This is a genomic window from Shimia sp. R10_1 (genome assembly GCF_017744095.1).
Classification (GTDB): Bacteria; Pseudomonadota; Alphaproteobacteria; order Rhodobacterales; family Rhodobacteraceae; genus Shimia.
In genome coordinates this window covers 63,752-78,210 of the sequence record NZ_JAGHQX010000007.1, presented here as the reverse complement: position 1 = coordinate 78,210, position 14,459 = coordinate 63,752, and the positions used below count along the sequence as shown (strand labels likewise).

Annotated in this window: 9 protein-coding genes and 1 pseudogene; 2 read left to right on the top strand and 8 right to left on the bottom strand. The window is 56.3% G+C overall.

Features of this window, described 5'->3' with window-relative positions; translation table 11 throughout:
- Positions 1 to 328: 328 nt before the first annotated feature.
- The gene (locus tag J7413_RS14165; protein WP_209099287.1) at positions 329 to 2,290 is read left to right on the top strand and encodes a bifunctional 2',3'-cyclic-nucleotide 2'-phosphodiesterase/3'-nucleotidase; all 1,962 of its coding nucleotides are present in this window, start codon (positions 329 to 331) and stop codon (positions 2,288 to 2,290) included.
- Positions 2,291 to 2,461: 171 nt separating this feature from the next.
- The gene (locus J7413_RS14160; protein ID WP_209099286.1) at positions 2,462 to 3,841 is read left to right on the top strand and encodes a multicopper oxidase family protein; all 1,380 of its coding nucleotides are present in this window, start codon (positions 2,462 to 2,464) and stop codon (positions 3,839 to 3,841) included.
- A 72-nt stretch (positions 3,842 to 3,913) separates the two neighbouring features.
- On the opposite strand, the gene J7413_RS14155 is transcribed toward J7413_RS14160, so the two are convergent.
- The 8 genes and pseudogenes from J7413_RS14155 to J7413_RS14120 form a co-directional block, all read right to left on the bottom strand.
- Positions 3,914 to 7,051, bottom strand: a complete 3,138-nt coding sequence (locus J7413_RS14155) for a multidrug efflux RND transporter permease subunit (protein WP_209099285.1) — start codon at positions 7,049 to 7,051, stop codon at positions 3,914 to 3,916.
- A gap of 3 nt (positions 7,052 to 7,054) precedes the next feature.
- Complete coding sequence (locus J7413_RS14150; RefSeq protein WP_209099283.1) at positions 7,055 to 8,191, bottom strand: efflux RND transporter periplasmic adaptor subunit; 1,137 nt, start codon at positions 8,189 to 8,191, stop codon at positions 7,055 to 7,057.
- Between the two features lie 197 nt (positions 8,192 to 8,388).
- The gene (locus J7413_RS14145; RefSeq protein WP_209099281.1) at positions 8,389 to 8,757 is read right to left on the bottom strand and encodes a Na+/H+ antiporter subunit G; all 369 of its coding nucleotides are present in this window, start codon (positions 8,755 to 8,757) and stop codon (positions 8,389 to 8,391) included.
- 12 nt (positions 8,758 to 8,769) lie between these two features.
- A complete protein-coding gene (locus tag J7413_RS14140) occupies positions 8,770 to 9,039 on the bottom strand; it encodes a K+/H+ antiporter subunit F (protein ID WP_209099279.1) in 270 nt (89 codons plus the stop codon).
- The gene (locus J7413_RS14135; RefSeq protein WP_209099277.1) at positions 9,036 to 9,527 is read right to left on the bottom strand and encodes a Na+/H+ antiporter subunit E; all 492 of its coding nucleotides are present in this window, start codon (positions 9,525 to 9,527) and stop codon (positions 9,036 to 9,038) included. Before J7413_RS14135 ends, J7413_RS14140 begins: the two co-directional genes overlap by 4 nt.
- Positions 9,524 to 11,068, bottom strand: coding sequence for a monovalent cation/H+ antiporter subunit D (locus J7413_RS14130; protein ID WP_209099275.1), 1,545 nt, complete (start codon positions 11,066 to 11,068; stop codon positions 9,524 to 9,526). The genes J7413_RS14135 and J7413_RS14130 overlap by 4 nt, the downstream gene beginning before the upstream one ends.
- Positions 11,069 to 11,190: 122 nt before the next feature.
- Positions 11,191 to 11,517: pseudogene (locus J7413_RS14125) on the bottom strand (Na+/H+ antiporter subunit C); the annotation flags it as partial.
- 1 nt (position 11,518) lies between these two features.
- Positions 11,519 to 14,398 (bottom strand): monovalent cation/H+ antiporter subunit A, encoded by a 2,880-nt coding sequence (locus J7413_RS14120; protein ID WP_209099271.1) that lies wholly within the window; start codon positions 14,396 to 14,398, stop codon positions 11,519 to 11,521.
- Between the last annotated feature and the right edge of the window lie 61 nt (positions 14,399 to 14,459).

Below are 14,459 nucleotides of genomic sequence, written 5' to 3'. Positions count from 1 at the left end.
GCCTTTGGCTGCGCTCTGCTCCCCGCAACAAGTCCGTTTTTAAGTCCTCCCCACATGGCACATTTCGTTGCGCACCCCCCCGTCGCGCCGCGCGCTGCGTTAATCCGCGCCGCCTGAAAATCGCACCTCCGCAATACAGCCGCATTACCGACGCGATACCGACGTCAAATCCGCCACAAATTTAAGTGTTAACGCGCAAACATCCGCCGCCGTCGCAGAAGTTTATCCACCCGGTCAAATAGCTGTTACAGTCACCTTATTGATTGCCCCTAAACCCGCCTTGGCGCCTGTCTGGCGGGCTTCATTCATTTCCAACAGCGAGGGTCCCATGTCTCAATTCACCCTGTCCCGCCGTCATTTCCTCGGTGCCACCGCAGGCTTCATCGCGCTGCACCCGTTCTCCGCAAAAGCCTCGACAAATCAAGCACATCTGCGGATCATGGAGACCACAGACCTGCATGTGCATGTCTTCCCTTATGACTACTACGCCGACAAACCGCGCGACACAGTCGGCCTTGCCCGCACCGCTTCCCTGATCAAAGAAATCCGCGACGAGGCCACCAATTCGCTCCTGATCGACAACGGCGATTTCCTGCAGGGCAACCCCATGGGCGACTACATCGCCTATGAACGTGGCATGAAAGAAGGCGACAGCCACCCCATCATCACCGCCATGAACGCCGTGGGTTTTGACGCCGCCACAATCGGCAACCACGAGTTCAACTACGGCATTGATTTCCTTATGAAATCCATGGCTGGAGCAGGCTTTGAAACCGTGCTGTCCAACATCTCTCTGGAGCAGGGTGCAAGCCCTCGCGAGGACAAAACCCTCTTCAAACCCTACGCCATTCTGGACCGTGAAATCACCGATGGCGCAGGTGAGAAGCACCAGATCAAAGTTGGCGTTATCGGCTTCACACCACCCCAAGTCATGAACTGGGATCGCCGTCATCTTGAGGGAAATGTGCAGGCCCGCGACATCGTGGAAACCGCGCAAGCCTTTGTTCCGCAAATGAAAGAAGAAGGCGCAGACATCATCATCGCGCTCAGCCACTCCGGCATCGGCGCAGCTGATCACACCGACGGCATGGAAAACGCCTCCGTCCCACTGGCCGCTGTTGAGGGCATTGACGCCGTACTCACCGGCCACCACCACCGCGTCTTCCCCTCTTCCGCCTATGAGGGCATGGCAGGCGTCGACGTCGCCGCTGGCACCCTCATGGGCAAGCCCGCCGCCATGGGCGGTTTCTGGGGCTCACACCTCGGCCTGATCGACCTCATGCTGGAACGCGACGGCAACGAATGGCGCATCGTCAGCCACAGCACAGAGGCCCGCCCGATCTCCAAGCGCAACGAGGATCGCTCTATCACCGCACTGGTGGAAAGTCAGCAGAACGTATTGAAATCCGTACAGAAAGAGCACGACGAAACCCTCGCCTATGTGCGTCGCGCGGTTGGCAAAACCGATGCCCCACTGCACAGCTACTTCGCGCTCGTGGCCGATGATCCATCGGTGCAAATCGTCTCCATCGCGCAGCTCTGGTACATCGGGCAGATGATGAAAGGCACCGAATATGAGGGCCTTCCCATCCTCTCCGCCGCCGCACCCTTCAAGGCTGGCGGCCGCGGTGGCCCGGAGTATTACACAGACGTGGCCAAAGGCGACGTAGCGATCAAAAACGTCTCCGACCTCTACCTTTACCCCAACACCGCCCGCGCGGTGAAAGTAACCGGACAAGAGGTCAAAGACTGGCTTGAGCGCTCTGCCGGGATCTTCAATCAGGTTGAGCCGGGCAAAGCCGATCAGGTGCTTCTGAACCCGGATTTCCCCTCCTACAACTTTGATGTGATGGACGGTGTTTCTTATCAAATCGACCTGTCCCAACCCTCAAAGTTTGACCCCAAAGGCGCGTTGATCAACGCCGATGCCAACCGTATCGTGAACCTGATGTTTGATGGCAAACCCCTGGATCTGAACGCAGAATTCATAATCGCCACCAACAATTACCGCGCTGGCGGCGGCGGAAAATTCCCGGGTGCTATGGGCGATACCATTGTGTTTGAAGGGCCGGACACCAACCGAGACGTGATCGTGCGCTACATCGTCGAGAAAGGCACCATCAGCCCCCGCGCCGACGCCAACTGGACCTTTGCACCTCTGCCCGACACCTCCGTGCTGTTTGACACCGGCCCGAAAGCAGCTGAATACAGCGAAAGCGTCGAAGGGGTCTCTATTGAGCCCGCAGGCGAAGGCCCAGACGGCTTCGCCCGCTTCCGCATTCAACTTTGATCCCTCATGAATACGAAAGGGCCGGAACCAACTCTGGCCCTTTCGCAGCCTCTTTACCCAAATCATTCGCCATCCCGCGCATTCACTTCTCTGTTATTGGCATCTGCGCCTAGAGATCCATTACCTTACACCCAGCGCGATCATGCCAGACTGAGAGCACAGGAGCGGCAAATGAATGTAACAAGAAGACGGTTTCTAAAAGCCACAGCAGCACTTTACCTTTTGCCGACAATAGCGAAAGCGAACATTCCCAGCGCGATTCTGGAAGCCAAAGCCGCAAGTATGCAATTGATTGGTGCTGAATTTGGCGACTATCCAAAAACTGAGATCTGGGGCTTTCAAGGCACTGTCCCAGGCCCACTCCTGCGCTTCAAACAGGGGGACACCCTACAACAAACGCTGCACAACAATCTGCCACAACCGACCTCAATACACTGGCATGGGTTGCGTCTGCCCAATGCAATGGATGGCGTTCCCGGCTTCACTCAGGATGCAGTGCCAACCGGTGAGACATTTGATTATGCCTTTCCTTTGAAAGATGCCGGAACCTTCTGGTATCACTCGCACAATCGATCCACAGAACAGGTTGCGCGCGGCCTTTACGGCGTGATCGTTGTCAAAGAACACACTCCACCTGATGTAGACCATGACATCGTGGTCGTTCTGGACGACTGGCGCCTCGACGAAACCGCACAGATCACCGATGACTTTGGTGCCATGCACGACTGGACCCACGCCGGACGTATGGGGAATTATGTCCACGCACATCTGACCCCCTCACCTGATACCTTGCAGAAAAACGCGCGCGTGCGACTGAGGTTTGTCAATGTGGCCTCTGACAGGATCATGACCATCGCCATTCAAGGTGGCAGCGGCAAAGTGGTGGCACGCGACGGCATGCCATTGCAGGCGCCCGAAGATCTTGGCGCACTGGTCTTTGGGCCGGCAGAACGTGCCGATGTGATACTCGACGTAGACCCTTCAGAAGCGCAGGCTCTTCAGATTGTTTTTCTAGAACGAGACACGGGCTACTTGCTGCACGAAATCCCACTCGCAGGTGATGCGGAGGCCACCCGCGGACCAATCCAGGCGCTGCCTGCCAATCCCGTCAGCTATCTATCAAGTCTCGAAGGAGCCCGCGAGATCCCGCTGGTGATGGAAGGCGGTGCCATGGGCCGCATGGAAAGCGCAACATTTGATGGTGAAGACCTCTCCACACGTGAATTGGTACAAAAGGGAAAAGTCTGGGCATTCAACGGCATCGTTGGCATGCCAGACGCCCCGCTCGCCACCCTGCGCCAGGGCGAACTGGTCCGCATGCCGATTGCGAATGACACGGCCTTTGCCCATGCGATGCATCTCCACGGCACGCACTTTCAAGAGGTGCTGCCAGACGGCGGTTTCGGTCCGATGAAAGATACAATTTTGGTGCAGCCACGCGAAACGCGCGAAATCGCCTTTGTCGCCCCTCCGCCCGGTAAGTGGCTGTTTCATTGCCACATGCTGTCTCATCAGTCCGCTGGCATGAAAACTTGGTTTGAAGTGGTTTAGTCCGCGTGCGCAACCGACAACAAAAAAGGGCCGGAGATCACTCCGGCCCTTTTTCACAAATATCACAAGGCGCTAGACTGCATCTGTGGGCTCAGCTTTTCTACCAAACCCTTTGATCCATTCGCGCGTGCCCTGCAGCAGGACATAGAGGATCGGCACCAGTATCACACCAATCACCGTAGCGGCGAGCATGCCGCCAAACACCGCGACGCCGATCGCTTTCTGGCTCGCCGCGCCTGCACCACTCGCTGCCAGCAATGGCACAACGCCAAGCAGGAACGACAAGGCTGTCATCATCACAGCGCGGAAACGCTGGCTTGCGGCTTCGATCGCTGCTTCGCGGATCGACAGTCCTGCGGCTCGGCGCTCCATCGCGAACTCCACGATCAGAATGGCGTTTTTGGACGCCATACCGATCAGCATGATCATCCCGATCTGCGTGTAAAGGTTCACATCCCCACCTGATACAGCCACCGCGGCCAAGGCACCAAACAGCGCCACAGTCACGGAAAGCAGAATACCAACGGGCATGGTCCAGCTTTCATACTGAGCCACAAGGAAGAGATAGCCAAACACAACAGCCATGATCAGGATCAGGATCACCAGACCGCCTGCGGCCTGCTGCTGTTGCGCGGTCCCCGTCCACTCATAGGAGTACCCCGGTGGCAGCGCTGTTGCCGCCTCTTCTTCCAAAACGCGGATGGCATCCCCGGTTGAGAGCCCTTCTTTGGGCACACCGGTCACAGTGGCTGCGCGGAACATGTTGTAGCGATTGAGCGCGACAGGCCCCAACTCATTGCGCACAGTGACAAGGGTCCCCATAGGTACCATTTCGCCAGTTTGAGAGCGCACATAGAGCGCGTTGATGTCTTCAACCTGTGTGCGGAAGTCTCCATCTGCCTGAATCATCACCCGATACACACGACCAAAAAGGTTGAAATCGTTCACATAGATAGAGCCCATGTAGCCCTGCAAAGTGGTGAAAACATCAGAGATTGAGACATTCAGGGACTTGGCTTTCTCCCGGTCTAGATCCACGAAAACCTTCGGCACGTTGGCCCGGAATGTGGAATAGCTTTGTGCCATCTCGTCACGTTGATTGGCCGCATAGACGATCGAGCCCACAGCCGCAGCAAGATCCTGCGCTGTGCCTCCCCCGGTCTGTTGCACCTTCATCTCAACGCCAGCACTCAGGCCCAAGCCAGAAATGGGTGGCGGGTTGAAGGCAATCACACTGGCCGCGATCTCTTGGTTGGCTATGCCATAGACCTGTTGCAAAATACCATCTGCACTCAGTTCAGCAGTGGTCCGTTCGTCCCATGGCGCCAGATTGAGGATGATCATCGCACCGTTAGAGCCAGAGCCCGTCAACAAACTGAATCCATTCACCTGAACAGACCCAATCACGCCAGGCACCTCCATGAGCTTCTCATTGAGACGTGACGCCACTGTTTCTGTCCGTTCAAGCGAAGCCGCGTCAGGCAGCTGAATATCCACAAATAGGGTTCCGTTGTCTTCGAGCGGGATAAAGCCTGCGGGCAGGGATTTCAGCAGCGTCCCCGAACTCAGACCGAGCCCAATCAGCACAGCGATCGCGATCAGTGGTATGCGCACCAAACGCCGCACGATACCGACATAGCCATTGCGCGCGCCATCCACGCTTCGTTCAAAGACCTTAAGCAGCCCCTTGGGCCCCTCCGGATTGCGTGGCTTCAGGATCAAGGCACACAACGCCGGAGACAGTGTCAGCGCGTTGATCGAGGAGATCACAACCGCCACGGAAATGGTCACCGCAAATTGTGTGTAAAGACGCCCGGTTATGCCCGGCATAAAGGTCACAGGCACAAACACCGCCAACAGTACGAGCGTCGTGGCAATCACTGGTCCCGTGATCTGCCCCATCGCTTTGCGCGTGGCCTCTGCGGCGGGCAAGCCCTCCTCTGCGATGATACGCTCGACGTTTTCAACCACCACAATCGCGTCATCCACCACGATCCCAATCGCCAACACCAGCGCAAAAAGCGAAATCGTATTCAGCGACATGCCAAAGGCCAGAAGGAACGCAAAAGCACCGATCAAAGACACGGGGATTGCAATCGCAGGGATCGCCGTGGCCCGTAGGTTACCGAGGAAGATGAAAACAACCGAAATCACCAGAATGAACGTCAGGATCAGCGTAGACACCACGTCATTGAGGGACTGTTCCACAAACAGCGTGCTGTCATACGGAATTTCATAGGTCACATCATCGGGGAAGGCCCGTGACAGGCGATCCATCTCTGAAATCACCTTTTCAGCGACAGCCAGCGCGTTTTCACCAGGCGCCTGATAAATCGCCAAAACGGTTGCTGGGTTGCCGTCCGCGCGACCAGAGGCATTGTAGTTGCTGGAGCCCAACTCCACCCGCGCAACGTCTTTGATGCGCACAATACTGCCTGCCTCACCGGTGCGCAGAACAATGTCTTCAAACTCTTTGACCGTCGTCAAACGGCCCTTGGATTTGATCGTGTACTGAAACTGTTGACCGGTTCTGATAGGGGGCGTGCCAATCTGGCCGGCAGACACTTCAAGGTTCTGTTCCCGAATGGCGGCCACCAGATCACCGGGCGTCAATCCAAGGCTCGCCATGCGGTCTGGATCCATCCACATCCGCATCGAATACTCAAAGTTTGTCATCACATCCGCACGGCCAACGCCTTTCACGCGGGCCAGTGCATCTCGGATATTGATCGACGCGTAGTTGGACAGGAACACCTCGTCATAGGTGCCCTTGGGCGAGCTCAGCGTCACAATCAACAGCATGTTGGTGGAGGACTTCTGCGTCACAACCCCACTGTCAGTCACCTCAGTCGGCAGCTGAGAAGTCGCCTGCGCCACGCGGTTCTGCACGTTCACAGATGCAATGTCAGGGTCTGTCCCAACTTCAAATGTGATTGCGAGATTGTAAGATCCCGTATCGGTGCTGTCTGACGACATGTAAATCATGTCATCCACACCATTCACCTGCGCCTCAATCGGCGCAGCCACTGTGTTTTCCACCGTCTCGGAGTTTGCCCCGGTATAGGTGGCTGAAACGTTCACCACAGGGGGCGTAATATCAGGAAATTGTTCAACCGGTAGCGCGTTGTATCCGATGGCCCCCATAATGGTGAGGACCAAAGAGATCACAAACGCCATTTTCGGGCGCTTAATGAAAATCGTTGAGAACACGGCTTATTGCTCCTCTGTCGGCTGGCCCGCCAGAACCGCATCCACCTCGACACCGGGGCGCACACGCTGCAGACCTTCGACAATCACGGCTTCACCTTCGCGCATACCGTCTTCGACAACCACAGCTGCTTCAACCTGTCGGCCCAGCGTCACATAGCGCTGCTCCACGGTTTGCTGCTCGCCAACCACAAGAACAAAGTCGCCGCGCTGATCGCGTTGCACCGCGGCCTGTGGGATCATCAGAACCTGCGAAGGCTCCGCGCTGGAAATGCGAAGATTGAGAAAGGCTCCGTCAAGCAACAGTCCGCGCGCGTTATCAAACTGAGCACGCAGTGTGATTGTACCTGTGGTCGGATCAATGCGGTTGTCCGCAAACACAATCCGCCCGATTTCATCCAACTCATCTCCATTCGGCAAGATCGCATGGACGTCTGGCGCTTTGCCTTCGTTTGCAAGCTCATCGACTGTTGCGTCATGTTGCTCCATCACACTGACCAACTGCTTCTCCGACAGGGAGAACTCAGCGTAAATTGGCGCTGTGCGCACAATATTGATCAGGGAGGCAGAGCCGGTGCCAACCAATTCACCAACACTTACAGATGCGCGGCCCACGCGCCCATCAAATGGCGCATGCACTTTGGTGTAGTCCACATCCAACTGAGCCTGTTCAATGGCAGCCTTCGCCATTTCCACCTGCGCCTTTGCGACCTCATTGTTGGCCAGCGCAACATCGCGATCGGCTTCGGTGCCCACATCTCTTTCAAACAGCTCTGTCTTACGCACCAGCTCCACTTCAGTCAGACGCAAATTTGCCTCGGCCTGAGCCAGATCTGCCTGACGTGCAACCAATGTCGCCTCATAGACCTCAGGCTCGATCTCAAACAACAGATCACCCGCTGAGACCACATCCCCATCTTTCACATGGATCTTTTCGACAAATCCGCTCACGCGGGCCACCAAATCCACCTTGTCGATCGCCTCCCCCTTGCCGATGAAAATCGCTTCATCCAGCAATTCGTCTGTGTAGGCAGCGGCGATAGAAACCTTGGGGGCTGGGGCGTCCTGTGCAAGAGTTGCGGACGCAGCCAAAGAGACAGGCAAAGCCACGGTTGCCATGCGCATGAACTTAAAAAAAGTCATATGATATTCCCATATGGATTTTGAGATCCAATTCGCTGGTGCAGAAAACAGGATCGAAACAAAGCAATAGCACTAAAACATGCGCTTACAGCTTCGGCAAGTGCTGCAAAATTTGCAGCTCGTCACTAAGCAAAATTCGGCGTCGATAAGAACTTGCGCGCCACCTGGGATCTGAAGAGGCACGCAGCAAAAGCAAATCAGTCCTGATCAAAGGCGTTTGGTGGATCATCAAATACGGCCCACCCATAAGGACCGTCACACTTTGGCAGGTCCTTAGGTTTCATCGATGCTTGAATGTAAGCCTTAGCCACGAAATGCGCGGCCACTGGGGCCGTAATGAACAAAAACAGCGTGATCAGCAATTCATGGAAAGACAACTGGCCTTTGACCAAAAGAAAATAGAGCATCGACGCAATCAACACCCCCCCAACGCCCAATGTCGTCGCCTTGGTTGGGGCATGTAGCCGCTGCATACTGTCGCGTAACTTGATGAGCCCAAAACTGCCAACAAGTCCAAAGACACCTGCCAAGACCAGAAAAAAAGAGATCAAAACTTCCACAAACATCTCTCGCTCTCCCTACTCGATGATGTCGCCGCGCAACACAAAACGACAATAGGCAACGGTCGAAACGAACCCCACCATCGCCACAAGCATCGCCGCCTCATAGTAAATCGCAGTGCCGCGCAAGATACCGTACAGGACAAGCAAAGCGATCAAATTGATGACCATGGTGTCCATGGCAAGAATACGATCCGCAGCAGATGGGCCGCGCGCCATACGCCACAGACACAGAAGCAAGCCGAAACCAAAACAGAAGAAGGCAAAATGAAGCGCAATTGTGATCATGGGAAAATCTCCTTCAATCGGCGCTCGTAGCGGTGTTTGATCTGGTCACGCACCGCTTCGGGGTCATCGGTATGCAAACAATGCACCAGAATACTCGCACTGTCTGCACTGAGCATGGCAGAGACCGTCCCCGGCGTCATGGTGATCGTTCCAGCCAAAATCGTAATCGCTTCAGGAGAAGTGATATCCAGCGGCACCTCCACCCATTGGGAATGTATCGTCTTGTTGCGTTTGAACAAAATGATTGCCGCCACCTGAAAATTCGCGACAACAATATCACACAGCACAATCGCCATGTAGCCAGCAACATGGACTGGTTTGCGCACAGTTGGACGGCCCGGCCAATAAGGCGCGGTGATCATCGGCACAACCACGCCAAAGAAACCACCAAGAAGCACATTCCCAACAGTCACCTTATTGACAAGCATCAGCCAAACCACAGTGAGCGTGAGGCTGAAAAACGGGTGCGGTAGAAGTCTGCTCATCATTTCAGAACCTCCCCGGCAGGGCGCAGCACTGCCTCAATATAACTTGTGACGTCAAAAATCTGAGCGGCAGCGGCATCCATATACACAGAGATCGGTCGCGCCGCAGCCACCAACATGGCCATCATAAACAACATCGTGAAGATCGATGTGAGCTTCTGCGCATTCAACGGGGAGCGGTCACTTCTGGCCACCCACTGCGCATCTGGATCCCCATTCGGATTGCGCCTGGCTTTCCAAAACAAAATACTGCCTGCCCGCGCAAAGCCAACGATGGTGATCAAAGAACCTACCAGAATGGCCACCCAGGCCACCGTCATCCAAGCCGTGTCGCGCACTGCATCCAGAACCAACAGCTTGCCAAAGAACCCACTCAATGGCGGCATACCGGTCATGGCGATGGCCCCTGCAAAGAACAGTGCGGAGAAAATACCATGTTTCTCTGTCTCCACCTGCGGCGTCAGGGCGTCATTGCCGCGGCGGCGCGTCACCAAGTCTGCCAACAAAAAGAGCGCTGCGGCGGCAAAGGTTGAATGCACCATATAGTACAGTGCAGCTGACATGGCCTCAGGAGTCATGCCAGAAATTGCAAAGGTCAGCGTTCCCATGGAGCCGATCACCGCAAAGGACAGCATCGGCATAAACCGTTTCGCCGCCAGTGCGCCAAGGGCACCCACCGCCAGAGTAAGCGTCGCCGCAGGCACAAGCAGGGTGGTGATCAGCCCGTCAATGGCCACAACATCCGGGCCAAAAATCAACGTATAGACACGGATGATCGCATAAGCGCCCACTTTGGTCATAATGGCAAACAGTGCAGCCACAGGTGCTGGCGCGTTTGAGTAGGTGCCAGGCAGCCAGAAATGCACAGGCACCAGCGCCGCCTTGATGGCAAAAACCATCAACAACAGCACGGCCGCGACACGCACCAAGGCGGCATCCTCCATCGGAATGGCCCGCACTTTTTCTGCGAGATCCGCCATATTCAGCGTGCCGGTCGCAGCATAGAGCGCCCCGAGCGCAAACAAGAACAGCGTCGACCCGGCCAGGTTCATCACCACATATTGCAGCCCGGCGCGCATTCGCACACGTCCGCCACCGTGGATCATCAACCCATAAGAGGCGATCAGCAGCACTTCAAAGAACACAAACAGGTTGAACGCATCACCGGTCAGGAAGGCACCGCAAACGCCCATAAGCTGAAACTGGAACAGCGCATGAAAATGCCGCCCCCGTTGGTCGCGGCCCGTTGCCATCATATGCCACAGCATCACCAGTGCCAGAATACTGGTGAGCAAAACCATCATGGCAGAGAGCCGATCCAGCACCAATACAATGCCAAAAGGCGCAGGCCAGTCGCCCAGATAATACACATGGGTGCTGCCATCCATGGCCAAGATCGTCAGCCCAACGGCAATCGCCGCCAGCGCCACAGCCCCCAAAGCGGACGCCGCGCGGGCCAGCACAATGTCGTGGCGCATCACAAAGGCGATGATCGGCGCCAGCAGTGCAGGCAGAATAACAGGCGCAATAATCCAGTGGTTCATACGCCAAGCCCCTTTAGTGCTTCTTCGTCCGCGGCATCCGCCTCGCTCAGGCTGGCGCGCGCACGTGCCGCCTCTTCCTCTGCCTGCGCTTCGGCTTCAAACTCCGCATCAGGCGGCGCTTCTTCATCAATCAGCGCCATCTCATCGTTGTCGGCTTCCAAATAGGACCCAATCGAGATCATCACCAAAACGGCCGTCATGCCAAAGCTGATCACAATCGCCGTCAGGACCAGCGCTTGGGGCAGCGGGTCACTGTAAGTGGCATCGCCATATTTGTTCAGGATCGGTGGCGCATCCGTGGCCAGTCGCCCGGTCGAGAACAGAAATACGTTCACCGCATACGACAGCAATGCAAGCCCTACGATCACCGGAAAGGCACGCATGCGCAGCACAAGATAAACACCGCCTGCGGTCAGAACACCAATGGTGCTTGCAACGATCATCTCCATGTCACTGCCCCTCCTGCGACGCGGCTTTTTCGTCCGACTTCTCTTGGTTGGCCGCTGATGGATCATAATCCATCGGCTCCACGTTCACTGTCTCACCTGCAAAGCGTGCAATCCGCGACAAGCTGTAGAGCATCAACATCACCGCCCCAAGCACCGCAAGGAACACCCCAAGGTCAAAGGCAATGGCCGTGGCCCATTCAAACTCTTCGATGGGCGGGAAATGCAGATAGCCATAGGCGCTTGTCAGGAAAGGCTTGCCTGCAAGCCACGCTCCGACGCCCGTGAGACCAGCCACCAAAACGCCCCAGCCAATCAAGGTGTGATATTCCACCCGCTGCCGCAGTTGCGCCCACGCAAACCCAGAGGCCATATATTGGGTCAGCAAGGCAATTGACACAACAAGCCCAGCAATAAATCCCCCCCCAGGCTGGTTGTGCCCGCGCAAGAAGAAGTAGATCCCAACCATCATCGCAATCGGCAGCAAAGCGCGGGTGGCCACAACCATCATCAACGGGTGGCGATCTCGGGACCGGTCCGGCGCGAAATCGCGGTCACGCAGCCGCTTCGCCGCAGGGCCGCGCAACAACGCATCCATCATTGCGTAAATCATCAATCCCGCGATGCCCAGAACGATGATCTCGCCGTAGGTATCGTAGCCCCGGAAATCCACCAAGATCACATTGACCACATTGGTGCCCCCGCCCCCCTCATAAGAGTTGGCAAGGTGATAGGCAGAAATCGAGCTGAAGTCGCGGGTCAGGAAAACCATCGCAAGCGCCGTCACGCCCACGCCCGCAGCAATCGCAATCACCGCATCACGCGTGCGTTTCAGATCACTACTGTCGCGCGGGGTGTGTTTTGGCAGGAAGTAAAGCGCAAGCAGCAACAGGAGGATCGTCACAGTCTCCACGGAAATCTGCGTCAGCGCCAGGTCCGGTGCAGACAGATAGACAAAACCGCCAGAGATGCTGAGCCCAATCACAGAGATAAACACAAGCGCGCGGAAACGGTTGTGATGCTGAGTCACCACCAGCACCGTTGCCACCAAAAGGCCAAACCACACCACAAAAACAAAAGGCGGCACCGGCAGCATCTCTCGTGTCGGGGGCAACATATCGGCCGTGGAAAACGCAAAATAGCCCACGGCAAGCGTCACCACGATCAATATCGCGAGGTAGCGGCTCATGATCCCATTGTGCAATGTGAAGATCACCGCCTCTGCACTGCGCACCGCCCCAGTCACCAAGCGATCAAAAATCACCTTGGCCTCAGGGCGCGGCAACGCATTCCACATCCGTTCAAGCCCGCCATGAAGATACAGCAGGATTGCCCCCACCACAAAGGCGATACCAGACATGTACAGCGCCGGGGTCACCCCATGCCACAGCTTGAGATAGGCTTTGGTCTCATACCCCACAACCGCATCACTCGCCACGCGCACCAGCGGCTCTGCCAGATGTGGCATCAGGCCGAAAGCCACCACCAAAATGGTCAACAGCGCAGGAGAGGCATAGAGCCCAAAGGGCGGATCATGCGGCTTGGCTGGATAGTCATCGCGCACCGGACCAGCAAAAACGTGAAAGACAAAGCGGAACGAATAGGCCACCGACAGGCAAGCCCCAAGCGTGGCCAGTGCAGGCACAATCCAGGGGTTTTCAAACCACTTGGTGTGCGCCGCTTCCTCCAGCATCATCTCCTTGGAGATAAAGCCATTCAGTGGGATCAACCCAGCCATAGACAAGGCTGTGATCGTGCCGATGGTGGCAGTGATCGGCATGAGCTTGGCGAGACCACCCAAGCGTTTGATGTCACGCGTATGGGCTTCGTGATCGACAATACCTGCTGTCATGAACAGCGCGGCTTTGAATGTGAGGTGGTTGATGATGTGAAACACCGCCGCAACTGCCGCCGCCTTGGTGCCAAACCCCAACAGCATGGTCAGCAGTCCAAGGTGACTGACTGTGGAAAACGCCAGCAGCGCCTTCAGATCGTCTTTGAACAGCGCAATCAGTGCGCCAAGCACCATGGTGATCAACCCTGTGGTCGCCACGAGATAGAACCAAGCTTCCGTACCCGCCAGCGCCGGCCACATCCGCGCCATCAAGAACACCCCGGCTTTCACCATCGTCGCGCTATGCAGATAAGCCGATACCGGGGTTGGGGCGGCCATCGCGTGCGGCAGCCAGAAGTGAAACGGGAATTGCGCTGATTTTGTAAAAGCGCCGATCAGGATCAGGATCAACGCTGGCAGATACCATTCGCTCTCCTTGATCACATCCCCCTGCGCCAGAATGTCGGTCAGGTTGTAGCTGCCCACGATATTGCCAAGGATCAGCATCCCGCCGATCATCGCAAGCCCCCCGGCCCCTGTCACGGTCAACGCCATCCGCGCGCCTTGCCGGCCTTCTGGCAGATGTTTCCAATAGCCGATCAACAGGAATGAGGAGAGGCTGGTGAGCTCCCAGAAAACGAGCAAAAGCAATATGTTGTCAGACAGCACAATGCCGAGCATCGCCCCCTGAAACAACAAAAGGTAGGTATAAAACTGCCCCATCGGATCGTCGCCAGACAGGTAAAACCGCGCATAAAGCGTGATCAACAGCCCCACGCCAAGGATCATCATCCCAAACAGCAGTCCAAGCCCATCCAGGAAGAATGACACCGACAAGCCAACTTGCGGAAACCACTCAAACGATGTGGTCAGTACCTCGCCACGCATCACAGCAGGCGCCTGTGTCAGCAACAATAGGAGCGCAAGCGCGGTTGGTACCGCGGCAAAAGTGGCACACGCATTGCGCCCCGCCCGGATCATCACCCCGGGCACCAAGGCGCCCAGAAATGGTAAAATGGCGATGATCGCCAGCACTGTGCCGTCGCGCATAAATGCCCTCCCGTCCGTTAGACGATATTGATAATCATCCGGGGCTTCTGAAACAATGGGA

What these genes read in the sequence shown, in the direction of transcription:
- J7413_RS14140 (WP_209099279.1), bottom strand. Translation starts at nt 9,039, where the DNA reads ATGATCACAATTGCGCTTCATTTTGCCTTCTTCTGTTTTGGTTTCGGC.
- J7413_RS14150 (WP_209099283.1), bottom strand. Translation starts at nt 8,191, where the DNA reads ATGACTTTTTTTAAGTTCATGCGCATGGCAACCGTGGCTTTGCCTGTC.
- J7413_RS14145 (WP_209099281.1), bottom strand. Translation starts at nt 8,757, where the DNA reads ATGTTTGTGGAAGTTTTGATCTCTTTTTTTCTGGTCTTGGCAGGTGTC.
- J7413_RS14130 (WP_209099275.1), bottom strand. Translation starts at nt 11,068, where the DNA reads ATGAACCACTGGATTATTGCGCCTGTTATTCTGCCTGCACTGCTGGCG.
- J7413_RS14120 (WP_209099271.1), bottom strand. Translation starts at nt 14,398, where the DNA reads ATGCGCGACGGCACAGTGCTGGCGATCATCGCCATTTTACCATTTCTG.
- J7413_RS14165 (WP_209099287.1), top strand. Translation starts at nt 329, where the DNA reads ATGTCTCAATTCACCCTGTCCCGCCGTCATTTCCTCGGTGCCACCGCA.
- J7413_RS14160 (WP_209099286.1), top strand. Translation starts at nt 2,462, where the DNA reads ATGAATGTAACAAGAAGACGGTTTCTAAAAGCCACAGCAGCACTTTAC.
- J7413_RS14135 (WP_209099277.1), bottom strand. Translation starts at nt 9,527, where the DNA reads ATGATGAGCAGACTTCTACCGCACCCGTTTTTCAGCCTCACGCTCACT.